Source organism: Sporosarcina sp. So3-204 (genome assembly GCF_058068165.1).
The window spans coordinates 715,338-738,634 of the sequence record NZ_CM176485.1; the positions used below are offsets into that span (position 1 = coordinate 715,338).

Annotated in this window: 24 protein-coding genes and 2 pseudogenes; 18 read left to right on the top strand and 8 right to left on the bottom strand. The window is 37.9% G+C overall.

The features are described from left to right. Positions 1-53: 53 nt before the first annotated feature. From pseG to AC3RV6_RS03415, 5 genes are read left to right on the top strand one after another with little or no spacing between them, the layout of a single operon-like run. On the top strand, positions 54-1,046 hold the full coding sequence (gene pseG / locus AC3RV6_RS03395; RefSeq protein WP_489748062.1) for a UDP-2,4-diacetamido-2,4,6-trideoxy-beta-L-altropyranose hydrolase: 993 nt from the start codon (positions 54-56) through the stop codon (positions 1,044-1,046). Then, positions 1,043-2,089, top strand: coding sequence for a pseudaminic acid synthase (gene pseI, locus AC3RV6_RS03400; RefSeq protein WP_489748063.1), 1,047 nt, complete (start codon positions 1,043-1,045; stop codon positions 2,087-2,089). Before pseG ends, pseI begins: the two co-directional genes overlap by 4 nt. Before the next feature lie 12 nt (positions 2,090-2,101). Further along, the gene (gene pseC / locus AC3RV6_RS03405) at positions 2,102-3,256 is read left to right on the top strand and encodes a UDP-4-amino-4,6-dideoxy-N-acetyl-beta-L-altrosamine transaminase (RefSeq protein WP_489748064.1); all 1,155 of its coding nucleotides are present in this window, start codon (positions 2,102-2,104) and stop codon (positions 3,254-3,256) included. 45 nt (positions 3,257-3,301) lie between these two features. Continuing rightward, positions 3,302-5,353 carry a sulfatase-like hydrolase/transferase gene (locus AC3RV6_RS03410; protein ID WP_489748065.1) on the top strand — a complete coding sequence of 684 codons (2,052 nt, stop codon included), beginning with the start codon at positions 3,302-3,304 and terminating at the stop codon, positions 5,351-5,353. Positions 5,354-5,379: 26 nt separating this feature from the next. After that, the gene (locus tag AC3RV6_RS03415; protein ID WP_489748066.1) at positions 5,380-6,051 is read left to right on the top strand and encodes a methyltransferase domain-containing protein; all 672 of its coding nucleotides are present in this window, start codon (positions 5,380-5,382) and stop codon (positions 6,049-6,051) included. 394 nt (positions 6,052-6,445) lie between these two features. Here the strand turns inward: AC3RV6_RS03415 and tnpC (AC3RV6_RS03420) are convergent, their stop codons facing one another. From tnpC (AC3RV6_RS03420) to tnpA (AC3RV6_RS03430), 3 genes are read right to left on the bottom strand one after another with little or no spacing between them, the layout of a single operon-like run. Beyond that, the gene (gene tnpC / locus AC3RV6_RS03420) at positions 6,446-8,035 is read right to left on the bottom strand and encodes an IS66 family transposase (protein WP_489746067.1); all 1,590 of its coding nucleotides are present in this window, start codon (positions 8,033-8,035) and stop codon (positions 6,446-6,448) included. 38 nt (positions 8,036-8,073) lie between these two features. Further along, positions 8,074-8,430 (bottom strand): IS66 family insertion sequence element accessory protein TnpB, encoded by a 357-nt coding sequence (gene tnpB / locus AC3RV6_RS03425; protein ID WP_489746066.1) that lies wholly within the window; start codon positions 8,428-8,430, stop codon positions 8,074-8,076. Beyond that, positions 8,420-8,743, bottom strand: a complete 324-nt coding sequence (gene tnpA, locus AC3RV6_RS03430; RefSeq protein ID WP_489746065.1) for an IS66 family insertion sequence element accessory protein TnpA — start codon at positions 8,741-8,743, stop codon at positions 8,420-8,422. The genes tnpB (AC3RV6_RS03425) and tnpA (AC3RV6_RS03430) overlap by 11 nt, the downstream gene beginning before the upstream one ends. A gap of 126 nt (positions 8,744-8,869) precedes the next feature. Between tnpA (AC3RV6_RS03430) and AC3RV6_RS03435 the strand changes: the two are divergent. Continuing rightward, positions 8,870-9,445: pseudogene (locus tag AC3RV6_RS03435) on the top strand (transposase); the annotation flags it as partial. 250 nt (positions 9,446-9,695) lie between these two features. Here AC3RV6_RS03435 and AC3RV6_RS03440 read toward each other — a convergent pair. The 4 genes from AC3RV6_RS03440 to AC3RV6_RS03455 form a co-directional block, all read right to left on the bottom strand. After that, positions 9,696-9,890, bottom strand: a complete 195-nt coding sequence (locus AC3RV6_RS03440; RefSeq protein ID WP_489748067.1) for a hypothetical protein — start codon at positions 9,888-9,890, stop codon at positions 9,696-9,698. A gap of 105 nt (positions 9,891-9,995) precedes the next feature. Continuing rightward, the gene (locus AC3RV6_RS03445) at positions 9,996-10,361 is read right to left on the bottom strand and encodes a methyl-accepting chemotaxis protein (protein WP_489749175.1); all 366 of its coding nucleotides are present in this window, start codon (positions 10,359-10,361) and stop codon (positions 9,996-9,998) included. Positions 10,362-10,688: 327 nt separating this feature from the next. Further along, complete coding sequence (locus tag AC3RV6_RS03450) at positions 10,689-10,844, bottom strand: PDC sensor domain-containing protein (protein ID WP_489748068.1); 156 nt, start codon at positions 10,842-10,844, stop codon at positions 10,689-10,691. A gap of 431 nt (positions 10,845-11,275) precedes the next feature. Further along, positions 11,276-11,428, bottom strand: coding sequence for a hypothetical protein (locus AC3RV6_RS03455; protein WP_489748069.1), 153 nt, complete (start codon positions 11,426-11,428; stop codon positions 11,276-11,278). A gap of 509 nt (positions 11,429-11,937) precedes the next feature. Between AC3RV6_RS03455 and tnpA (AC3RV6_RS03460) the strand changes: the two genes are divergently transcribed. From tnpA (AC3RV6_RS03460) to AC3RV6_RS03480, 5 genes and pseudogenes are all read left to right on the top strand, one after another. Then, a complete protein-coding gene (gene tnpA / locus AC3RV6_RS03460; protein ID WP_489748070.1) occupies positions 11,938-12,240 on the top strand; it encodes an IS66 family insertion sequence element accessory protein TnpA in 303 nt (100 codons plus the stop codon). Then, positions 12,240-12,593: an IS66 family insertion sequence element accessory protein TnpB gene (gene tnpB, locus AC3RV6_RS03465; protein WP_489748071.1), complete on the top strand. Its 354-nt coding sequence runs from the start codon at positions 12,240-12,242 to the stop codon at positions 12,591-12,593. Before tnpA (AC3RV6_RS03460) ends, tnpB (AC3RV6_RS03465) begins: the two co-directional genes overlap by 1 nt. A gap of 40 nt (positions 12,594-12,633) precedes the next feature. Next, a complete protein-coding gene (tnpC, locus tag AC3RV6_RS03470; RefSeq protein WP_489748072.1) occupies positions 12,634-13,695 on the top strand; it encodes an IS66 family transposase in 1,062 nt (353 codons plus the stop codon). Between the two features lie 68 nt (positions 13,696-13,763). After that, a protein-coding gene (locus AC3RV6_RS03475) for an IS3 family transposase (protein ID WP_489748073.1) occupies positions 13,764-14,911 on the top strand; the annotation gives its coding sequence in 2 pieces (ribosomal slippage) (positions 13,764-14,010 and positions 14,010-14,911; 1,149 coding nt in all). A 25-nt stretch (positions 14,912-14,936) separates the two neighbouring features. Beyond that, positions 14,937-15,464 (top strand): annotated as a pseudogene (locus tag AC3RV6_RS03480) (IS66 family transposase); the annotation flags it as partial. A gap of 126 nt (positions 15,465-15,590) precedes the next feature. Here AC3RV6_RS03480 and AC3RV6_RS03485 read toward each other — a convergent pair. Then, positions 15,591-15,926, bottom strand: a complete 336-nt coding sequence (locus AC3RV6_RS03485; protein WP_489748074.1) for an LLM class flavin-dependent oxidoreductase — start codon at positions 15,924-15,926, stop codon at positions 15,591-15,593. Between the two features lie 141 nt (positions 15,927-16,067). Between AC3RV6_RS03485 and AC3RV6_RS03490 the strand changes: the two genes are divergently transcribed. From AC3RV6_RS03490 to AC3RV6_RS03520, 7 genes are all read left to right on the top strand, one after another. Then, on the top strand, positions 16,068-16,265 hold the full coding sequence (locus AC3RV6_RS03490; protein ID WP_489748075.1) for a hypothetical protein: 198 nt from the start codon (positions 16,068-16,070) through the stop codon (positions 16,263-16,265). 707 nt (positions 16,266-16,972) lie between these two features. Then, the gene (locus AC3RV6_RS03495) at positions 16,973-18,316 is read left to right on the top strand and encodes an AAA family ATPase (protein ID WP_489748076.1); all 1,344 of its coding nucleotides are present in this window, start codon (positions 16,973-16,975) and stop codon (positions 18,314-18,316) included. Next, positions 18,303-19,034, top strand: a complete 732-nt coding sequence (locus AC3RV6_RS03500; RefSeq protein WP_489748077.1) for a hypothetical protein — start codon at positions 18,303-18,305, stop codon at positions 19,032-19,034. The genes AC3RV6_RS03495 and AC3RV6_RS03500 overlap by 14 nt, the downstream gene beginning before the upstream one ends. Before the next feature lie 535 nt (positions 19,035-19,569). Then, positions 19,570-20,748, top strand: coding sequence for a formamidase (gene fmdA / locus AC3RV6_RS03505; protein WP_489748078.1), 1,179 nt, complete (start codon positions 19,570-19,572; stop codon positions 20,746-20,748). A gap of 20 nt (positions 20,749-20,768) precedes the next feature. Then, positions 20,769-21,044 (top strand): zinc ribbon domain-containing protein, encoded by a 276-nt coding sequence (locus tag AC3RV6_RS03510; protein ID WP_489748079.1) that lies wholly within the window; start codon positions 20,769-20,771, stop codon positions 21,042-21,044. 490 nt (positions 21,045-21,534) lie between these two features. Then, positions 21,535-21,972, top strand: a complete 438-nt coding sequence (locus tag AC3RV6_RS03515; RefSeq protein ID WP_489748080.1) for a hypothetical protein — start codon at positions 21,535-21,537, stop codon at positions 21,970-21,972. A gap of 77 nt (positions 21,973-22,049) precedes the next feature. Then, on the top strand, positions 22,050-23,036 hold the full coding sequence (locus AC3RV6_RS03520) for a YheC/YheD family protein (protein WP_489748081.1): 987 nt from the start codon (positions 22,050-22,052) through the stop codon (positions 23,034-23,036). The last annotated feature ends 261 nt before the right edge of the window (positions 23,037-23,297 follow it).

Below are 23,297 nucleotides of genomic sequence, written 5' to 3' on the forward strand. Positions count from 1 at the left end.
AATGGAATAATGAGATGTAGGAAGCTTTAAAGTACACTTTTGATAAAATGGAGGTGGTTTATTTGACTGTAATTATTAGAACCGATGCCTCGTTTGAAATTGGTAGTGGACATGTGATGCGATGTTTAACGATTGCGAAAGTATTACGGGAAAAGGGATTTAGTGTGCTATTTTATATGAAGGAGTTACCCGGGAATTTAATTAATTATATTGAAGGGCAGGGATTTGTAAATATTAAAGAACCTCAGAATGCGGAATTGTATATTGTTGATCATTACGAAATCGACATTTCGTGGGAAGTGGGAATCCGGAACTTTGCGAGAAAACTAATGGTTATTGATGACTTAGCCAATCGTTTCCACAAATGTGATATTTTATTGGATCAAAATATTTTACCGAACTTTGACACTCGGTATGAAGATTTGGTGCCAAACTATTGTGTGAAGTTGCTAGGACCGAAGTATTTAATAATGCGTGAAGAATTTATTCAAGCGCGTATGCAAAAGAGATTGCGGAGTTTTGGAGTAAGCCGTTTACTTATATTTATGGGTGGCACTGATCCTACGAATGAAACATTGAAGGTTTTGCACGCCTTAAAAGTAAGTCAGCGTGTTTTTGAACATATAGATGTAGTGGTTGGGAGTGGTAACTCTTATAAATTACAGATTGAGTCAATTTGTAAAGTGGGAAAATATCATTACCATTGTCAAATTGACTATATCGCAAAGCTTATGATGGAAGCAGATTTTTCGATTGGTGCAGGTGGAAGCACTACGTGGGAACGTTGTTATGTTGGATTACCATCTTCTAGCACGATTGTTGCAGCCAATCAGTTGATTGGAACCGAAATGGCAGCAGCATATGGGGCCGTTTGGAATTTGGGGTGGCATGAAGAAGTTCAAGTTGATAACTATGTTTTATTAATAAACGAGTTATCTGAACGAAAAGAATACCTAAAAGAAATAAGTGAGATGGGGCTAAAAATAACTGCAAGTGATAATAAGCCTAATCCTTGGATAGATGAGATATTGGAGATGATTAAATGATAAGAATTGCACATAAAGAGATTGGAAAAGATAAAAAACCGTTTATTATTGCCGAGATGTCGGGCAATCATAATCAATCACTAGATAGAGCCTTACATATTGTGGATTTAGCTGCCCGTGCAGGTGCAGATGCTGTTAAACTACAAACATATACTCCAGATACTATGACCCTTGATATTCATACAGGTGAATTTATTATTGATATTGAATCAAATTTGTGGAATAAGCAGTCTCTTTATAATTTATATAAAAAGGCCTATACTCCTTGGGAATGGCACGAAGCGATTTTTAATAGATGTACAGAGCATGGAATGGTGTCTTTCAGTTCGCCATTTGACGAAACTGCTGTCGATTTTTTGGAAACACTAAACGTTCCTGCATATAAAATTGCCTCTTTTGAAATTGTAGATATACCCTTGATAAAAAAAGTTGCTTCTACAGGAAAACCAGTTATTATCTCGACGGGTATGGCATCTGTTGCTGAAATTGATGAAGCGGTACAAGCTGTCCATTCCCAAGGCAATAATCAATTGATTTTATTAAAGTGTACTAGTACTTATCCTGCAACACCGGAAAACTCTAATGTTGCTACAATTCCACATATGAAGGAGCTTTTCGGTGTGGAGGTTGGATTATCTGATCATACCATGGGAATTGGAACATCTGTTGCTGCCGTAACACTTGGTGCTGTGATTATTGAAAAGCATTTCACGACTTCTCGCGGAGATGGTGGGGTTGATGCTGCCTTTTCATTGGAGCCTAATGAGTTGAAACAGTTAGTAGAGGAAACGGAAAGAGCGTGGTTGAGTCGTGGAAGTATTCAGTATGGCCCAACAGATGATGAGAAATCATCTTTAGACCATCGCAGGTCACTTTATATTGGGGAAAACCTAAAAGCGGGCGATGTGCTAACAAAAGAAAATGTTCGTGTGATTCGGCCAGGACTTGGCTTGGCACCTAAGTATTTAGAACTTGTACTTGGGAAGGCTGTTAAAGTAGATGTTGAAAAGGGAACACCTTTAAGCTTTGATACTTTATTATAAGGAATGAACTTAATGAAAAAAAGAACTATGTTTTTATCATACGGAAAACAATATATAGACGAAGATGACATAGCGGCTGTAGTGAAAACATTACGGTCGTCTTTTTTAACACAAGGACCGAAAGTTGGGGGATTTGAGCAAGTTGTTGCTGATTACGTAGGTGCGAAGTATGCAGTCTCTTTTTCAAATGGTACAGCCGCCTTACACGGGGCTTGTTATGCGGCAGGAATTGGTGATGGGGACGAAGTGATTACAACGCCAATTACATTCGTTGCGACGTCTAATGCGGTTTTATATTGTGGTGGAATGCCGGTGTTTGCGGATATAGATGAGCGTACATATAATATTGATCCACTGGAAATTGAGAAGAAAGTTACGTCTAAAACGAAGGCGATTTTGCCTGTTGATTTTACAGGACAGTCTGTTGATATTGATGCGATTATGGACATTGCTAGAAGGCATAATTTAGTCGTTATTGAAGATGGTGCCCATTCATTAGGTGCAGATTACAAAGGCCGTAAAGTCGGATCACAGGCGGATATGACAATGTTCAGCTTCCATCCAGTTAAGCCGATTACAACGGGTGAAGGCGGTATCATTACGACGAATTCTGATATGTTTTATGAGAAGCTAAAATTATTCCGTAGCCACGGCATTAGTAAGACACCTTATGCTGTTGTGCAAGGCGATTGGTATTATGAGATGACTGAACTTGGATTTAATTATAGAATGAATGATATCCAGGCTGCATTAGGTTTGTCTCAAATGCGTAAAATTGATGGGTTTATAAAAAGACGGCGTGAAATCGCTGTACTGTATAATGAGATTTTAGCAGATGTACCCGGTGTAATTTTGCCGAAGCAGTTGGATGGTACTGATTCAGGGTGGCATTTATATATGATCCAATTGGACAGCGAAGTAATAACGAAATCGCGCAAAGTGATTTTTGGTGAAATGAGAGAACTCAATATTGGTGTCCATGTTCACTATACTCCTGTTTATTGGCATCCTTATTATAGGGATTTAGGCTATGAGCTGGGACTTTGTCCGATTGCGGAAAAGTGGTATGAGCAGGCATTAACCTTGCCAATTTTTCCAGGGATGACTGATGATGATGTCGGGGATGTTGTTGGTGCTTTGAAGGAGGTCCTATGCCGATATAACTAGAATTGATAATATTTTTTATATAAATTAATAAATGGAGTTGACCCTGTGTATTCATTAGATTTTAAAATAGAGCATTATACATCACTCGCGAAAGAGATTGAAGAAAGTATCGCGACAAATGACTTAAATAAGGCAGAGCAGAAACTAGAAGAGTACTCTTTTACTATTAATAACAGTGCAAAATATTGTTATAAAGCTATTTTAAAATTTCAAAATGAGGATGTTGATGGTGCTATTAAAGAATTAAAGAAGGGCGCTAAAGAGCATCCTTTTAGTTTTAATATTTATTATAATTTAGGATTCATGTATAATGCCATTAAGGAATCTGAATTAGCACTTGAAAGTTTCTTTAATGCGGTAAAGTTCAGTTTGTCAGAAGAGGATAAGCAAGAAGCGTTGGGAGAAATCAAAAATATTATAGTTTTAGATAATAGTAATAGCAAAAAATCTAAAACATCTTCAATAAAACAAAATCAGATTGATGAATTGAAGAAAAAACTGAATCAACATGATGCAAGAGTTTATCCAATGGATGAGAGAGGAATTAGTCTTATTCGTAAGCCACAATGCGTAGGTTTATCCGATGAATATATGATCAACATGTATAAAGTGCTAGATATAACAGATGTAGATTTGAATACTAGAATATTTTTTAAAAGTGAATTAATAAAAGGTAAAACAGGTCGAAGTAAGAAGAAATTTAGTACAGAAGGTCCTGTTGTTATCCGGATATCTAAAATTGATCATTCGTCAACTATTGAAGTGAAAGTCAATGGTGAAAAGTATATATTTACAAAAGATATGTTAAAAATTAATCAATTTCACTATATTAGAATCTCTGAACCGGGAGACATTGAAATTTCATCGGATTCCGAGGTGTTTATTGGGGATATTATTGAACTAGAACCAGCGAAGAAACCTGTAAAGCTTTTCATGAAAATTTTCATTGATGGGTTGTCCTATAACTTCCTAGAAGAGAATAAATTGGAAAAAGTCATGCCGAATACATATGAATTCTTTGGGAAAGGGTTTATGGCAAGTAATTGTTACACAACGAGTGAGTGGACATTGCCGAGTAAATCGAGCATAAATACAGGGTTGTATGCAACTAAACATAAAATGTTGCAGCCGAATCATTTATTCACATATTTCGATACGCAAAAGTTACTGGCTGAGTATTTTCAGGATAAAGGCTACTACTGCACAAATATTTCTTCGAACTGGCGAACAACACCGTCTTTAGGTACTCATAGGGGCTTTGATCGAATGATTTATCAGAACCTTTTAGGTGGGATGGATGGCAAAGATGTTGTTATGGAGACAATTGAACACTTAATGTCTTTTGACAAGACAAACAATTTTATGACTATATCATTGATGGACTTACATAATGTGCCGGACGAGATTGAGAATCATTTATACAGTCAGGTAAACACTGATATCAAGGATAGATTATATAAAAATGAAATAGGAACTACTTCAGTTCAAACGAAGTATGATGAAAGTAAAGTTGCGAAGTATCGTGAAGAAATCAAAAGAGTTGACGGAATATTAAGTGTCCTATACGACTATATCTTGAAAAATTACACCGAAGATGAATTTGTTATCACACTTCACTCAGATCATGGACAATCATTTTTGGCAGATGAATTTAATTTATTAAGTGATAATCGCTTGAAGGTTCCGTTTATGATGAGGGGGAGAAATGTTCCAGTTAGACAAAGCGAAGAATTGATTGAAACAGTAGATATATTACCTAGTATTTTAAATAGTTGTGAACTGGAACTAACGAATAATATCGATGGACGACTTCCAAAAGTTTTAGGTGGGGGTGTAGAAAGAGACTTTACATTTACACAAATTATTCACCCCCAGCAGACTTATAAAGTTGGGATCCATGAAGAAAGTGTAAGTTACTATCTTGAAACGAAGCACTTAGTTCTTGATGACTTATCGATATGCTTAGAAGACTATCATTCGTATATAATTGATAAGCAATCGGGCTTGGATGTTACTGAAGAAAATCTTGAAAAGAAAATAATCTATGATGAATTTGTATTTAATGAAATTAAAGATATGCTGAGATGGTCGTCTTAAACAGGTTAGTGAATAGGGGTAATTAGATGAAAGTTAAGCAGGAAAATATAGCTGCAATAAATAGTGACCATTGGGAGAACTTTTATGCAAACAATCGAAATTTAAGTGAATCAACTTTTTGTACAAAAGTACGTGAGAGATTTCAAAATGATTATATTGTAATAGATATCGGTTGTGGATCTGGAAGAGATTCATTCTCTTTTGCGGCAGCAGGAGTGGATGTATTTGGAATTGATCGTTCTAATGAAGCAATTTCAGCTAATATGAAGTTAGCTGGGGAACGAGTAACAAAAGGTAAGTTATTTTTTGAGCAAATAGATTTAGGCGATCCAAGCGGTTTGAAGAGCCTCTTAAATAGAGTTGTTAAGCAAGCTGAAACAGAGGGAAAGAAAGTTGTCCTCTATTTGCGATTTTTGTTACATGCAATTGATGAAGAAACAGAAAGAGTGTTACTTGATGCACTTGCAAAAAATACGCCAAGTGGCTCTTACTTCGCAGCAGAATTTAGAACATCGGAAGACGAGGATAAATCAAAGACATACGATGATCATTACCGCAGATTTATTTATACAGATGATTTTCTGGAAGAAATGAAAGCTAGAGGTTTCTCAATAAGTGAATTTTACAAAGGGACTGGATTGTCCATATATAAAGAAGAAGATCCATTTTTGGCAAGAGTAATTGCGGAGAAATTATAATATTTTAGAAAATGTTGATGAATCGCCTTAGTGTCTTTTGAGAGGCCACTGAAAAAGTCCTACCAAGGTAACTTGAACTGTTGAATCTCACTCAACACGCTTCGGCGTTTGCGGATGCCTCCGCCATAAGCTAGGCTACCACTGGTAGGCGCCTTCGCTTTACATCTGATTTTCATAAGTTCACCCTATTTATATGAAGCACGCCATTTCTTGATTTGATTGAGAAATGGCGTGATTTTTGTTGTATAATAAGGGTATTAAATTCGGTTCTATAATATTTGTTGGGGTATCTGCACAATTCGTGAATAAAAAAAATGCACGAAATCACCTGTTCTTTTATACGTAAGCGTCAAATAGCGCCCACCTGTCTTTCAGGGGGCGCATATTATATGCTTTATTTAGTTTTATTGGGAACGTGGCAATCTGCTGGTAGGGTCTCCGACCATGGAAGCAGTTGATCTAGTGCCTTTGGCTCCTTCAAATCTATTAAAGGAAGCTGTTCAAATACGTAGGTTAAATAAATCAGTGGATTCAACTGATTTTCTTTAGCAGTTTCCACAATGCTATAGGCGATTGCGCTTGCTTTTGCACCTTTCATAGATTGAGAGAATAACCAGTTCTTGCGCCCAATCACGAAAGGTTTGATAGCACGTTCAGCTCGGTTATTATCTATTTCCAAACGCCCATCCTGTAAAAACATTGTAAGGCGTATCCATTGGTTTCTGCAATACTTGATGGCTTGTCCCAACGCACTTTTCGGTGCAACACGTGAGCTTTGCGTTTGTAGCCAGGTTGAAAAAGCATCCAGTACAGGCTGACTGCGTTCAAGTCGTTCTTTATAGCGTTCTTCAGGGGTGTGATCCTTTAGTGCGCGTTCAATCGCGAATAATTGGTTGCAGAAACGAAGCCCTTCTTCTGCCGCGCAAGGTGTTTCCTTGTTTTTTGCTTCTGCTGGCAAGGCCGTTAGGGCCTCATCGAATTTTCGACGCGAATGTGCCCAACACCCTACCAATTTCACCTTCGGTAAATCATTATACCCTTGGTATCCATCGACATGCAGAAATCCCTCAAAGCCTAAAAGGAAAGCTTTAGGATGTTTGGCTGCCCTTGTTTGTTGGTAATCATACAACACAGCGGCCGATGCATCATGCCCCGTCCGATACAACCACATATAGGACTTGGATGTCGCTGGACGTCCAGGTTCGGACAGGACTTGAAGTGTCGTTTCATCCGCATGAAGAACATCCTGCATTAATAAATAGGTGCGGATATGTTCATAAAGATGGATTAGCCAATGAGTTGCCCCGTACATCATCCAGTTCGCTAAAGTCTGACGCGATAAAGGAACACCTAAACGTTCCAATTGTTTTTCTTGTCGATAAAGAGGCATACCTTCGACGTATTTTTGATTCATAATATAAGCCATCGCCGATGGCGATGCTAAACTTCCCGGATACATAGGTGCTGGCATCTTCGCTGTGACAATCGGTGTTTCGGTGCCTTCCCGTTCACAATTCCGGCAACTGTAGACATGGCGTACATGTTTAACGACCTTCACTTGAGCTGGAATGACTTTCAACTCGCGACGTACTTCTGTACTCATTTCATGTATTTGTTCACCGCAACACAAACAAGCCTGTTCCTCATCTGGTAAACGATAGTGAATCGTTTCAGTTGGCAGATTTTCAAGCATTGCTTCGATTTGGCCAGTACGTTTTTTACGACGATAGGTAATCGATTCAAGCGTTGGTTCCTCCACCTTTTCATTCGCTGTGACTTCAGCTTCGTTGAAAAGAGAGAGTGCGAGTTGATCCGGATTGCTTTTTTCACTAGAAGCGCCAAATTTCCGTTGTTGGCTGAGGCGAAATTGTTCTTCTAACCAGTTGAGTTTAGCCTGTAGCGCTTCATTTTGCTTTTCTAGCTCCGCATTTTTCGCTGTAAGTTCTTCAATTGTAGATGAGGTGACCGATGTTGTTTTTTCCATAGTAAAAGAAATTCGACAAGACTCGCCGAATTCCTTTTTTAAATGATGACTTTTGCAGAAACTTTTTTGTGGGCTTGTTTTTGTTCATAAGGCAAGCCATCCAGTAGCCAATTTAATTGTCGATGGCTAATAGATAGTGGTTGTGTGGTTGAACCATTTGGCCACTGGAACAGACCGTTTTCCAACCTTCTGTAGTAAAGCCAAAAACCGTTATGATCCCAATGAAGAATTTTCAGTTTATCGCGGTTCCTATTACAAAAAACAAATAAACTAGGGGAAAACGGATCAAGCTGAAAGCTTTCCTGTACAATGACTGCTAAACCATCAATCGATTTGCGTAAATCAGTATGGCCACAGGCCAAATAAACATGGTTGATTTGCGTTTTACTTAACATTTGTTTGAAGCACCTGAAGAACTTCACCCAAAAGTATAGGATTGAAACCCTCTTCAATTTGAATGGAAATAGCGCCGATTGTAAGTAATAGTGATGTAGTGGAATTACTTTCCTGAATGACTTTATCGAAAGAGATCCATTGAGGAGCTGAATCTGCAGTATCCGTTTGGGGCCAATCCTTTTTGAGCCATGCATACATACTTTGGTAACTGATGTTGTTTTCAGCACACCAGGTCTTGACGCTAGATTCACCACTTGCTTTAAATACATTAATTCGTGCTTGCCACATTTCTCGGCGTGCGTCTCTTGTCATGTAAAAACCTCCTAACTTTTGATCGTAAGGTGATTATCACATATTACGAAAATGGTTAGAAGGTGGGGTGTATTTGACGCTTACTTTTATACTTGAGTTAACGAGAAACAAGTAAAGGATAGGTGTTCTTTCTTTGGTTATAAAACACATATTTCGATGAATGATGTACGAATTATTACAGCGGCAATTGTAACAACAGGTGAGAAAAGCGATGGGAAGTATTTGCAGGAATTGATTGAAAAAAGTCAGGACATAGGTATGGAAATTGAGTTCAATAAAGATGTGGGGGATGTATGTTTGTAAAGCTTGGCATATGGCGGTTCGCCAAGCGCATGACGGGAAACGAGAGCAACGGGAGAGAGGAAAGAATCCTAAAATAAAATATTATTTTACACCGGAAAATGTATGGTCTGTCCGTTTCAAGAAGGGTGCTATAAGGAAGGAGCCAAAAGTAAAACCTATTCCGTGACCATTAAATCGACGGAACATAAGGATCAAGAAGCCTTTCAAAATAGCGAGGAATTTAAGGAGAAAGCGAAATGTCGCTATAAAATTGAAGCGAAGAATAGTGAATTAAAGCATAGACACGGGTATGATATAGCCAATTCCTCTTGTCTATTTTGGATGCAGATGCAGGGTGCAATGGCGATATTTTACGTCAACCTTAAACGTATACTAACCTTGATGAAGGAAGAAGATTAAGAAATATTAATTAGAAAGGCAACATTTCGTACAAAATAGAACGAAATGTCGCCTTTTTAATTTTAGTACTTCTTGCAAAGTTTTTTCAGTGACCTCTCTTTTGATGCTGGGTAAATTTTATTGTGTGCTCAGCATGGGCGTAATCTATAGGGTGAAAATCCTGAGATGTGAAGGTAAGAAGTATCAATTAGCTTAAAACAAGGTAGCCTTGGTGAGTAAGCGTAAATGGTGTCTACACCTTGCACCTTAATTAAACATACTTAGAGCTAATGTAAACTGTAAATCGATACACTGCATTAGTTAGCGCTTCACTCAACTTGGTTAACGTTTCGGCTGCATCCGTTACGGATAGGATGGCGAGAAGTTGTTCGTCGGTTGAGGCACTTACTTCATCACAAGCAGCCGCTGTTTCTTGTGATGTGGCTGTCATCGTTTGGATCATCACAGATACGTCGTCTTTTAATGTCGCGCCGGTGGTAATTTCTGCGGAAACGGAGTAGATGGAGTCCTGCATGTCTGTCTTCAATGTTGAAATCTCAATAAATGTCATCTACATATCGTTTACGACACCACCTTGACGGGCGAAGATTACACGCGTGTTTACCCTTTGGGTAATTACTTGGCGTGATTCTTCTTGAAGTTCGCGAATGTTTATTTGAACTTCGCCTGTTGAACGTGCGAATTGTTCAGCAAGTTTACGTACTTCTTCGGCAACGACAGCGAACTCTTTTCTGTGCCCGCTTGCACGTGCCGCTTCAATACTTGCGTTTAATGCGAGCAGATTTGTTTGTGCAGAAATTTCCGTGATGGCATCCATAACGCCACCGATTGCACCGACTTTTTCTTCGAGTGTGCGGATTGCTCGAATATGAGTAGCAATGTCACAAGTGCGATGATTAGCATTGAGTTTCGTAATCCGTTCGCCATGGCATGGATACTTATTTGTTCATAGAGGGTGCAAACTTTCCATCCTAAGTTTGGAATCGTAGTGCAGATGTTCGATTAGGCTTTACCCACGTGATTATAGTGGATTGCGCCGCCTTCATTACGCACACTGTACATTTCTGCAATAAAGGGTAGATCCAATATGTTTTGCCCTTGTAAAGCTGGGTGGGAAATTTTTTATCCTTTCATTGTTTAATATAACCGGGTATCCTCCGTAGCCAATATCACTTGCTGATATCGTGTCTATCAATGCTGTTAGCTGAAAATCAAGCCCGATGACACCGACTAGTTTACCGTTCTATTCAACTGCTTTTGAAGCAGTAACGACAAATTCACCTGTTGCCTGACCAATATATGGACTTGTCATTTTAATAGCATCTGGTGTTTTAGCCGCATCCGTGTACCACTCATGTTTCGTTGGATCAAAATCATTCACTAAATTTGCAGATGGCAAAATGATCGCATGTTTTGTTGGAAGTAGAGTCCTCGTAGAAACCGAAAAAGTTCTCTATAAGAAGCCCATTCTATTTACGAGTGCTCAGCTAGAATCAATGAGGATTTCCTCTGTTTTATTTTTTACATGCGTACTGCTAATGAATGTCATCTCTAAAATTCCGATGAGGAATAATACCATGACGGTCATGAAAATTTTGGTTTTGATAGTTCTAAACACTTTTACACCTTCCCTTTTCTTTAATATGCTTATACTATTTCATTTTCTATTTTTTAAATAATTTATTTGGACAAAGAGAAGGAAATATATAACTCAGAATGGTTTTATGAGATGCGTTAACTAATGTGTGCGATTTAAAAAGAGCTGAAAATAGTATTATAAAATATCCCGTCGACTATTTATAAAAACATTCGACGGGATTTTCATGTTGCTTAATAATTAAGAATAAATCCCTCTGCTAACAATGTATAGGATTTATGACGTGTTGTTGTTTCTGTGATCATATTTAAAATCATAACTTCATCAATGAGCACATCATTTGCAAGGTTACGTAGTTTTGCTGATACTTTTTTTAGTACTTCCAATGACGATACTTCCTTTGCCTTCATGTCGAGCGGCTGTTGTTTCTGCTGCTGAATAAACATGGGAACTCGCTTCTTCAGCGGTTTCGGCAGAGATGACAATGATGGCTAAAATACTTTTAGGTTCTGGCATAAATGTCGACAGCTTGAAGTTTTTACGATATGCCCGCAACATGGGTACGGCTAACTGAGGGGGGAATATGTGCGGTGAACACAAAGCCAAGACCTATTTTGCACAGCTGATTGCATCCCGCCATGGCTTGAACCGAGCATATAGATGTCTGGAATTAAAGATTTTTCTGGTGTCGGCATAATTTTGTTGTAAGGATGGTCATCAGGGAAACTTCTTGTAAAGAAGGCAAGTAATTCATTCAGCTATTCTGGGAAATCATCCCCTGTAACAGCCTCGCGCTAATGTCGTAAAGCTGTAAGCGTCCAATAGTCAACACATTCTAATAGAAGGTTTTCCATGAGATACTCTTTCCAGATTTAAAATTCTGGGAGGGTTTTTTTTGAAAAGAAAAGAGAAAGAATTGTATTGGATGAATCAAATAAATGACTATCGACAAAGTGGAGAATCCCTGATTCGGTGGTGTGAGATGAAAGAAGTCAAAATCCACACAATGAAATACTGGTTACGGAAGCAATCGCCAGTATCCACCGAATCACAAGAAACTGCTTGGATTCCCTGCGTGGTCGAGGAACATTCAAGTACTTCTATTACATTAAAAGTTAAGAATGTAGAAATCCAAGTATTGAGTGGCTTCCAAGACGAATTGTTACTCAGGGTCCTTCGGACACTTGAAGAACTATGATGAACGGGCGGACAGTAGAACAGGTCTATTTAGCTGCTGGGCCGACTGATCTTCGTAAATCAATCGATGGGTTGGCTGTCATCGTTCAAGAGCTTTTTGAACTTGACCCTTTCTCCCACGCGCTCTTTGTGTTCTGTAATCGGAAGAAGGACAAACTCAAGATCTTATTTTGGGATCACAATGGCTTTTGGCTCTACTACCGCCGGCTCGAAAAAGGGTTGTTCGATTGGCCAGACCTTGGGTCTAGCCAGCCACTTCCTATCACATCCCGACAGTTGAACTGGCTACTTGATGGTCTTCCACTGAACCAACGCCAAGCGCATCCTTCCGTGGCAGCGAAAAAAATTATTTAGGTACTTTTGGAGCGCACAGATTTATGCTATTCTAAGACTTATGAAAACACTGGACGGAAACACCTCACCCACAATTGAAGAGCTTGAGAAAAAGAACGCGCAGCTGGAGAACAAGGTGAAGACCATGGAATTGAAGCTACAGTGGTACGAAGAACAGTTTAAACTGGCCCAGCAGAAACGGTTCGGTTCATCAAGTGAGAAGACCGATGACAATCAGTTGGCGCTTCCACTATTTAACGAGGCTGAAGTTTCTGCTTCTGTCTTGTTGGCAGAACCTACAATGGAGACCATTAGCTATACACGCAAAAAAATCGGCGACCGTGCAGAAAAATTTAAGGATTTTCCGGTTGAAACCGTTCATTATGACCTCTTGGACGAAGAGAAGGTCTGTTTGGCATGCGATCACGAACTCCATGAAATGAGTCTTCAAACCCGACAAGAGTTGAAGATTGTACCGGCACAAGTGAAGGTCGTCGAACATATACAGCACATTTACAGTTGCCGTCATTGCGAGAACCATTCAATCACTACGCCAATCGTGAAGGCAAAGATGCCGAAACCCGTCATCCCGAAGGGATTGGCTTCTCCTTCAGCGATTGCCTTTGTCATGACCCAAAAGTTTGCGGATGGTCTGCCCCTTTATCGTCAAGAAAAACAGCTAGAACGAATGGGGATTCCGTTGAATCGACAGACGCTCTCAAATTGGGTGATCTCCGCCACGACACGTTGGTTGACTCCAGTCTATGATTACCTTCATCGGCAATTGATGCAGGAAAACCTACTTCACGCTGATGAAACCAGCGTACAAGTACTGGATGAGCCGGATAAGTCGGCACAATCTAAGTCCTACATGTGGCTCTATCGCACGAGTGGTAGTTCAAAAAAACCGATGGTTCTCTTCGATTACCGTCCGAATCGCGCGAAAGAAAATCCACAAAAGTTCTTGGAAGGGTTCACGGGATATCTCCATGTCGACGGGTATGCGGGTTATGAATCCCTGGAAAATGTCGAACTTTCAGGGTGTTGGGCGCACGCACGCCGAAAATTTGATGAAGCCCTCAAGGCAACTAAAGGTGCGCCGTCAGATTCGACCCGTGAATAGGTTACACTTAGTTGGACAATTAAATTAAGGGCATGTAGAATCATACAAAAGAAGTGAGGAGATCTACTATGTCCACAAAAAGAAGAACGTTTTCAACAGATTTTAAAAAACAAGTCGTTGCACTCTACGAAAATGGGAAAAGCCGACAAGCAATTACTGAAGAATACGAATTAACGCCGTCTGCATTGGATAGATGGATTAAACAATTTAGAGCGTCTGGTTCTTTCAAAGAGAAAGACAACAGATCTCTAGAAGAACAAGAAGTAATTGAACTCCGCAAGCGAAACAAGCAACTTGAAATGGAAGTTGATATTTTAAAGCAAGCCGCGCTGATCATGGGACGAAAATAGAGGTTATTCAAAAGAATCGCCACAAATATTCGGTATCAGCAATGTGTAAAGTCCTTCAAATTGCACGTAGTACTTTCTATTATGAAACTGAAATAGCTGCTCAAAAAGAACAAGAAAAATTAGCAGAAGAATGCGTATTAAAAGAAAAAATCACAAATGTTTTTAATGACAATCGCAAAGTCTACGGAACTCGAAAAATAAAGATTGAATTAGATAAAGAGGAAGCATTATTTCCGGTCTCCAGACGTCGAATTGGCCGTTTAATGAGCGCGCTAGGCCTCGAATCGAAGTATGCTAAACCATCGTATAAGCCAATGGCGACAAGCCCTAATGAAGAATCTATTCGAAATGTGTTAAACCGAGAATTTGAAGTGGATAAAGAAATGTCCGTGTTAGTTAGCGACTTAACGTATGTAAAAGTTGGACGTCGTTGGAATTATGTTTGTTTTTTAATTGATTTATATAATCGTGAAATTGTCGGGTGGAGCGTCGGCGCACAAAAAAACGCAGCCCTAGTTCAACGTGCGTTCGATTCAGTTAAATACCCACTAGGAACTGTGAACTTGTTTCATACAGACCGTGGTTCAGAATTTAAAAACGTTGGCATCGATGAGCTATTAAGTGATTATAAAATTACGAGATCTCTTAGCCAAAAGGGAAACCCTTATGATAATGCGGTGGCAGAAGCTACATTTAAGATTTTAAAAACAGAATTGATTAACGGCGCGCACTATCAAACGCTTGATCAACTGTCGCTTGAACTTTTTGATTACGTCAATTGGTACAACAATATCCGTTCACACGGTACATTAGGCTACTTAAGTCCAGTTGCTTATAAAGCAATATCCCTTAATAGTTTTGTTTGAATTAGTGTTGACTATCCACCGTTCGACGATTGCGAAGAAGGGGCTTGCTTTCTGTAATCAATTATTTGCGATTGAGCGTAAGATCAAGGATAAAAATCCAGAAGAGCGCCTGAAAATTAGACAACAAGACAGTCAGCCTGTGCTGGATGCTTATTTGGTCTGGCTAACGGAACAGAAAGAAATCATTGCGCCCAAATCAGCAACCGGCGGTGCGATCACGTATTCGTTGAATCAATGGCGAAAACTGACGACCTTTATGAAAGATGGACGCATCGAAATCGACAACAATCGTGCCGAACGATCGATTAAACCATTTGTCATTGGAAGAAAGAATTGGCTGTTCGCTGTTTCGACGACAGGAGCGAAATCCAGCGCGATCGCTTATAGTCTCGTAGAGACGGCCAAAGAGAACAACTTAAATCCATTTTTCTATCTTCAATTTCTTTTCGAAGAACTTCCGCAACTTGATATGAGTGAGAAGCTGCAAATCGATTATCTGATGCCTTGGTCGAAAGAACTTCCCAAGGACTGTTATATCCAAAAGAGAAAATAACAAAATGCCCTTCCAACAAAAAAGTCGGAAGGGCATTTTGTTTTCTAAGAAACTAGGTGTTCTTTATTGAACGCTTACGTAAAGCTAATGCAGTTTAGCCATCGATTCTATGTGCGCGCCCGATACCTAAATCGATTCTGTTGGGGGGAAAGCTTCTAGTGGAGATAAGTTATAAACAACTTTTAGTAGGCTGTGATTGGGCAACATAATGCCGACAGAACTAACACGAATGTGTTTAGTGACATTAGCCGCATGTGCGCTTAACAAATCCGGAGAACCACTCATTTGGTATTTCGTATTATGATGTTCTGCAAACCAGTACCTTGTGTAGCCAAGTTCATCTGCCAACTGGACGAGTTTCGTAGAATTTAGTAACGTTTCAGTAGCCGTCTCTCCGTTATAAATCGTCGCAAGATCTAATATGGATAACTTTAAATTGGTCTGTGATTGTTCGATTGTCATAAGAAAACCCCTGATATCATTAGTTAGCTTGCTAATCGTTTGTGACTTAATTAGAACGCACTTACTTTATTGAGTCAAAGAATTATATTTTGATTAAATTTAGTTGCATGTGCACGATACTAAAATATTAGTTAAGACGAAATGATGCGCGAGCTTGGATACAAGAGAGAAAAATTCCTCTTCGAACAAGAAATGAGACTAGATGCGTCGCAAGATGAAGGATTAAGAGACGGCAGAGAAGAAACTGCACGCAATTTATTAGAGGGGAATATGGACGTTGAAACAGTTGCTAAAGGTAGGGATTTATTAATAGAGGAAGAAAAAATGCGGCTATTATAAACTTTTGAAAAGTGCAAAACTTTGGTATGAATTAATTTTGTAGCCGTGTTTATATGCATTTTACCTGTCTGATTTATTTCGATTGGCGTGCAAGAGAAAAATATGATTGTATAGTTATTCATGTTTGTTTGAACTAACGTGAAAGTTTAATGCGCAGGCATCCACTCCAATTGGAACAAGGAAAAGAAGCTAAGGATCATATACTTGTAGCGCTGACGAGTGAGTTGGATAGATTGAAGCGATGTATAGTGATGATGTCGCCTATTATGCTTTTTTGAAAATGGGGCGTGAGGCAGCTGGATTGTAGAGGAATAACATTGAAACTTTAATGGCCTGTTGGAAATAGGCCTTGAATTTAACTGTCAGTGTACCAATGCCGACTAATTGATCCACAGTTGAACTATCAATATCACTCATTGTATTATGCGCTAATAAAGAAGTAGTTGCTAGATATAAGAAGAAAGATGACTTACATATGCTAATTGAAAGAACAACTGAATTTGTTACAATAGGAACTTTTGTAGTCGTTATAATTGTTACTCGAACAATTGTAAATGATTAAATCAATAAATTTATGTTAATAGTTATAGATAGAGTAAATATTATTTATTATTAAAGTTAAAAAAGGTAAATTACTTACCAAAATTAATTATCAGTTAATAAGCTATGTTATACTGTCATTAAGAGCCACGATATGGGGGAAGACTATGGAAAGTATAATTAGGGTTACAAATGTAGAAATTAATCATTTGAAAAATGTGAAAAAGGGAAAGTTTAATACAATTTCGAGTTTCAATCATTTTGATCAAGCAGATGTTGTTGGATTTTATGGACAAAATGGATCTGGTAAAACTGCTGTTGTTGATGCTTTCTCCATATTAAAAGTTTTACTATCAGCTGATGATAGTGGGCCATTACCACCGGTCACTGATAACTTAATTTACTTTAATGAGAAAATAATGCGATTGGCTTTTCAATTTATTGTACGTAATCGCTTTGGTGAATACTTTGTTAACTATGAAGTTTCATTAGTTGCGGGGAAAAAACAATTGCAAGTGATTAAGGAAGAAATATCCTATAGAGAAAACGTGAAGAGCAAGCGTTATAAAGAACTTGTATCAAAGGATCAAAATGAAATATCAATTAGAACTAAACCCGCGGATGAAATGAATGAGACGATAAGAGTTTCTATAAAGGTTGCAAACAAAATGTCGATTGGAAACTCAACTTCATTTGTGTTCAGGGAAGAATTAATGGAAGCTTATGATATTTATTTGAATGAGATTGAACTTGAAATCTTGAAAAATTTATCGAATGATTTTTATCGAGATTTACATGTAATTGACACTGTTCAATATGGATTACTCATTGCAAATATCATTATGCCATTTAGTATCCATTTTGAAAACAAGCGTGGGCATATTCCATATGAAATGAAGGATACGATGGTTCTACCGACAGATATGTACCAAACGATTGAGCAGGTCATTAAACAAACGAATATTGTTTTGCGGACGATTATTCCCAACCTGCAAATAAAAGTAAGGCAAATAAACTTTCAAAAATTAATGGATGGGAGCGAAGGAGTCCATTTTGAGTTCTTATCTAAAAAAGGTGATGTTGAGCTTCCTTTAAGAAGTGAATCCGATGGTATCCTGAAAATCATCTCCATTTTAGGCACATTAATTGCTGTATATAATAATCCAAATGCTTGTGTAGTTATTGATGAGCTAGATGCTGGAATTTTTGAATATTTACTTGGTGAGATATTGGAAGTGTTAAGCGATAATAGTAAAGGACAACTAATTTTCACTTCACATAACTTACGAATATTGGAAGTTCTTCCGATTCGTAACTTATGGTTTACAACACTTAATGAAAATGAGCGTTATCTCCAATTAAAAGGTGTCAAAAAGTTTAGTAATGCGCGTGATATTTATTTGAGGGCAGTGCAATTAGGCGGTCAAAGTGAAGGAATCTATGCCGATACCGACCTATATGATATTAAAAGATCATTTAGAAAAGCAGGAATTTCAAATGACAAAACATGAGAAAAAAGTCATTTTATTAATTGTTGAGGGTAATAGTGAGGAAAGTTTATTGTTTGATCGTTTACGGAATCTCTTCAAGCACCACGGCATTCGTTTTAGAATTTACGGTGGAGACATTCTATATGAGATTGGAAGAAAGAAATCAATTAAAGGAGTTATCGGCGATACCGTTAAAGAGTTTCTAGCGAAAAATAAACTTAAAACAAGCGATATTTTGGCGGTTTTACATATTATTGATACTGATGGTTGTCTCATTGGGGATAATAATATAACGATTGATAAGGATCAGGAAAAGATGACCATGTATCATCTGGAAAATATAAGTGTGACAAGTGAGCTCCAAAAGGATCGTATAATTGAAAGAAATAAGCAAAGAAGTCAAAATATCAGCATGATGAATACGCTAGAAACGATTTTCCCTAGTCATACGATGTATAGGATGTACTACTTCTCTAGAAATTTAGAACATGTACTTTTTGATGAGCAAAATCCAGCACAAACTACAAAAGTATTAGATGTTGATGAATTTATTGAAAACTTAGAAGTACCAATTGAAGAGTTTTTAACGCGATATATGAATATAACGAGTGGAAATGATATTAATCATGCGTATACAGAAACATGGACTCAAATATTTCAAAATACGGAATCATTACATCGACTGACAAATGTACCGTTATTATTTGACTTTATAAGGCTGAATATAGAATTAGAGTAAGGGAATATAGCCATGCTAAAAGTTTGCAGCGATGGAAATTGCCATCAGTCTTACGAATGCACAGTCAACCAGTCTAATGAATGCATTTAAAAGCAAGTAAGTAAAGTAGTTATCAAAGTTTATGTAACGAATTACAAAGGGCTGTGAATAAATCTCTAGGCAGCGTAAAACTTATTAGAATAGGTGAACAGAAGCGTGTCCTCTAATCGAATATTCATCGGTTAGGGGATTTTTCATTTTCTTATCGAAATAAATGAGTCAATTATAAAGCTATGCAAAAAACTACAAATTCCATACTTTTCACTCATAATAAATCAAACTGTTATTAAAGACTCTTATTAAATTGTGCTGATTTGAATAGAGGATTTTTAGTTTTTAATTAATTCATAATAAGCATTAAAGACTACAAAATAATATAATTTTATTCCGAATAAGTATAAGTATCTAAATTATTGAAACAGTTTGACTTATTGGTAAATGTTGGATAAGGTGAAGATGCATGTATTACTTATTATGAATTGGGGGAATAGTTGAAATGGCAAAGACTATGTTTAAACTTGATTTAAGTAAGACTATGGAAGAACAAGCAGTACCAGGTCACAATCGTTGGCATCCAGATATTCCGGCGATATTTGCGGTAGATCCAGGAACCTCGTTTAGGATGGATTGTAAGGAATGGACAGATGGACAAATTAAAAATGATGATAGTGCAGATGATATAAAAAATGCGAATTTAGAACGTGTACATGTATTAAGTGGGCCTGTTCATGTGAACGGGGTAGAGCCTGGAGATTTACTAGTCGTTGATATATTAGATATTGGCACACATCAAGAATCTGAATGGGGTTTTAACGGGATTTTTGCGAAAGAAAATGGTGGAAACTTTTTAGTTGATCAGTTTCCCGAAGCACATAAATCAATTTGGGATTTTGAAGGTATTTATACGACTTCAAGACATGTACCTGGCGTAAAATTTGCAGGCATTATGCACCCAGGATTAATTGGCGTGGCACCTTCTATCGAGCTTTTACAAAAGTGGAACAAAAGAGAACAAGCCTTAATAGATACTGACCCGAATCGTGTACCTCCTCTTGCTAATCCACCTACTGCGGAGAGTGCTGTACTTGGTTCGTTAAAAGGTGCAGAGTTTGATAGAGTTGCTAAAGAAGGGGCTAGAACGGTTCCACCAAGAGAGAATGGCGGAAACTGTGACATTAAAAACCTTTCAAAAGGTTCTAAAATCTTTTTTCCGGTATTCGTTAAAGGCGGAAAGTTATCGGTAGGGGATCTTCATTTCTCGCAAGGGGATGGGGAAATCACTTTCTGTGGTGGTATAGAAATGTCCGGATGGATTGATCTTAAAGTAGATGTCATTAAAGGCGGAATGGAAAAATATCAAATCAAGGAAAATCCTGTGTTTCAACATGGACCTATGGATCCAAATTACAATGACTTCCTCGTTTTTCAAGGGGTATCTGTAGATGATAGGGATGGAAAACAAACTTATCTTGATGCAAACTTGGCGTTCCGTAGAGCTTGCTTGAATGCGATTGAGTACTTGAAAACACTTGGTTACACGGGTGAACAAGCCTATATGTTGCTGAGTACAGCACCTGTTGAAAGTAGAATTAATGGGATTGTAGATATTCCAAATGCATGTTGTACCATAGCCATTCCTACCCAAATATTCGATAAAGACATTAGACCAAAATAAACAAATAAGGGGGGCTAGTTTTGCCGAGCTATACATTTTGTTGTCAAGAATGCGGCGAGTTCACGTTGTTTTTCAAAACGATGGCTGCCAACAAAGAGAATGCTGAATGTCCAACTTGTAAATTAGAATCTAATCGGGTATTTTTTGCTCCGAACGTTTATACACTTTCAAGAGCGGTTAGTTCGCGTATTGAAAAAGGAATGGAGCCGCAGAAAATGAGTCGCGCAGATTTAGGGCCTAATACGAAAAGAAAAAGGCCAGTTGCGAATAAACGTCCGTGGCAAGTTGGAAACTAAATAATGAAAAAGTCGTTTGGACAAGTCGTCCAAACGATTTTTTTATGGCTAATAATATTGCGTGAAAATAAGTAATTGTGAAGTATTTTGGGTTGAGGCAAAGGTCCTGGTTTGCCGATATAAGTGTTGGGAGCGTCGATATAACAGCTTTAAGCGTCGATATAACATTGGAATGGGCCGATATACCACCAGTAAGCGCCGATATAATCACTTTTATGCCCGATATAAATTCAGGAAGAGTACTTTTTAATTATTGTTGAATTACATATTTTGTTATGAATCGGTTTAATTATAATTCATGCAACGCTAGTGTTCGCTCCATATATTAAGACAAATTATACTGTTTTTATAAAACGATTCATCCTACTAAATGCCAGAGGAATATCCCGTCTATTAAAAGTAATTGTATCTTGGGGCGGACAAACACCAAGAGACATTCATTTTGTTGTTAATACAATAGAATATTAACAATAGAAAGGGGGGATATTCAATGGGTATAATTTGTCCTTGTGGTGTTCTAGTCAATGCTGTCTCGACAGATAATAATGTCATGTTCACTGGTGTGATAGGTACGATAAAAGGCGACTTAACTTATACGGCTGATGTCTGTGTTACTACACTTGACACGTCGACGTTAACGTTAGCATTCGAAGTTACTGAAATAGTTGGAGCTGTACTTAGTTTCGAGTTTCTTGCCAATGAGATTACATCAGTAGTATGTAATAAGATTGGTCAGGACTGTGAAGTTACGGTTACCGGTACGGGAACTGTAGCCGGTGTACAGTATTCGTTCGTAGCTGTATTTAGAGACCAAGTGGCTCCGGCAACAGTAGATAATGTGCAAAGTTTTGTTATCACAAATTACTTTGATCAAAATGGTGCGGCTCCTGTTCCTCAGGGGAGCATTATTGCGTTAGGTTGTGAGTAAAAACAACGATCTAAGAACTTCCAGTTAACTTACTGGGAGTTCTTCTTTCTATTTACTATTAGTTAGGGGAGGATGAAATGGAGAAATTAGATAAACGTTTTAATTGTATTGTTACTGTTCTTAGAAATAGAGCAACTGAAAAATGGCAAATACATTCAATCACTTATGCAGATGAAAGAACATTCTATCATTTGTTTCGATTTATTCATTACAAGAAAGTTAGAAAAACTTGTGTGGAAACTGCGAGTAAATTTGGAAAGAACTTTACCCAATGTACGTGTATCGTGATAGATGTCTGTTGGGACGCTCTGGGAAACGTAGAAGTAGTCGATGCAGTGCGCCATTACCGAAATAGTAAATGGACACAGCATTTAATTTATATGCAAGGACATACCCTCCGGCCATTTATACCGAAAACTGAACTATGTACAAAATGGTCCCTTAAGCGTTTTCTAACGCTATATAACGAAGTTTTTATTAAGCCGTCTGTAGGCCAACAAGGGCAAGGAATTGTACACATTTCTACAACTAATAGGCTTACTTATGAGATTCAACTGGGACATAAAAAAATCCCTTCGTTAACGATTGATGAAACATATCAGTACTTATTGGAACATTTCCTTTCAAACAGAAATTATATTATTCAAAAAAAAATACAGCTTGCATCGATTGATGGATGTCCAATGGATGTACGTGTGATTACGCAAAAGTACCAGTCCAAATGGATTGTAACAGGGGGAGTCGTTAAAGTTGCTGCAAAGGGGTACTGGGTTACAAATGTGGCTCAAAAACTACTGAGCTTGGATGAGGCTATCCATCTATCAACAATCTCACTGGTGAATCTTACTAAATTGAATGCCCAAATTGAAGACATCTGTTTATGTGCTGCTAAGCAACTTGAAAAAGAAAATAATGAAATTGACATTATAGGTTTCGATATTGGAATTGATCATGACGGAAAAGTATGGGTAATTGAAGGGAATTATGCGCCAAATCTAGCCATGTTCCATAAATTCGAGGACGGTGAAATATATAGAAATATTTATAAATACAAAAGAGTATAATGTGTTCGGGGTGCACGAGGTAACATTTCTACTATAATGATGATTGATAACAAATGCATCTGTATTTATAAAGCTTAAAAGTGTGAGGCGAAGGTCCTGATTTGCCGATATAAGTGTCGGGAACGTCGATATAACACCTTTAAGCGTTGATATAACAGTGGGATGCGCCGATATACCACGAGTAAGCGCCGATATAATTACTTTTTTGCCCGATATATTCAAAACCTCCATTTAAAATATAAATCTACACAAAAAAAACGG

What these genes read in the sequence shown, in the direction of transcription:
- pseI (WP_489748063.1), top strand. Translation starts at nt 1,043, where the DNA reads ATGATAAGAATTGCACATAAAGAGATTGGAAAAGATAAAAAACCGTTT.
- tnpB (WP_489748071.1), top strand. Translation starts at nt 12,240, where the DNA reads ATGAACGGGCGGACAGTAGAACAGGTCTATTTAGCTGCTGGGCCGACT.
- AC3RV6_RS03520 (WP_489748081.1), top strand. Translation starts at nt 22,050, where the DNA reads ATGGAGAAATTAGATAAACGTTTTAATTGTATTGTTACTGTTCTTAGA.
- tnpC (WP_489746067.1), bottom strand. Translation starts at nt 8,035, where the DNA reads ATGGAAAAAACAACATCGGTCACCTCATCTACAATTGAAGAACTTACA.
- AC3RV6_RS03415 (WP_489748066.1), top strand. Translation starts at nt 5,380, where the DNA reads ATGAAAGTTAAGCAGGAAAATATAGCTGCAATAAATAGTGACCATTGG.
- AC3RV6_RS03495 (WP_489748076.1), top strand. Translation starts at nt 16,973, where the DNA reads ATGGAAAGTATAATTAGGGTTACAAATGTAGAAATTAATCATTTGAAA.
- AC3RV6_RS03515 (WP_489748080.1), top strand. Translation starts at nt 21,535, where the DNA reads ATGGGTATAATTTGTCCTTGTGGTGTTCTAGTCAATGCTGTCTCGACA.
- tnpC (WP_489748072.1), top strand. Translation starts at nt 12,634, where the DNA reads ATGAAAACACTGGACGGAAACACCTCACCCACAATTGAAGAGCTTGAG.
- AC3RV6_RS03490 (WP_489748075.1), top strand. Translation starts at nt 16,068, where the DNA reads ATGATGCGCGAGCTTGGATACAAGAGAGAAAAATTCCTCTTCGAACAA.
- AC3RV6_RS03485 (WP_489748074.1), bottom strand. Translation starts at nt 15,926, where the DNA reads ATGACAATCGAACAATCACAGACCAATTTAAAGTTATCCATATTAGAT.
- AC3RV6_RS03500 (WP_489748077.1), top strand. Translation starts at nt 18,303, where the DNA reads ATGACAAAACATGAGAAAAAAGTCATTTTATTAATTGTTGAGGGTAAT.
- fmdA (WP_489748078.1), top strand. Translation starts at nt 19,570, where the DNA reads ATGGCAAAGACTATGTTTAAACTTGATTTAAGTAAGACTATGGAAGAA.
- tnpA (WP_489746065.1), bottom strand. Translation starts at nt 8,743, where the DNA reads ATGACAAGAGACGCACGCCGAGAAATGTGGCAAGCACGAATTAATGTA.
- pseC (WP_489748064.1), top strand. Translation starts at nt 2,102, where the DNA reads ATGAAAAAAAGAACTATGTTTTTATCATACGGAAAACAATATATAGAC.
- tnpB (WP_489746066.1), bottom strand. Translation starts at nt 8,430, where the DNA reads ATGTTAAGTAAAACGCAAATCAACCATGTTTATTTGGCCTGTGGCCAT.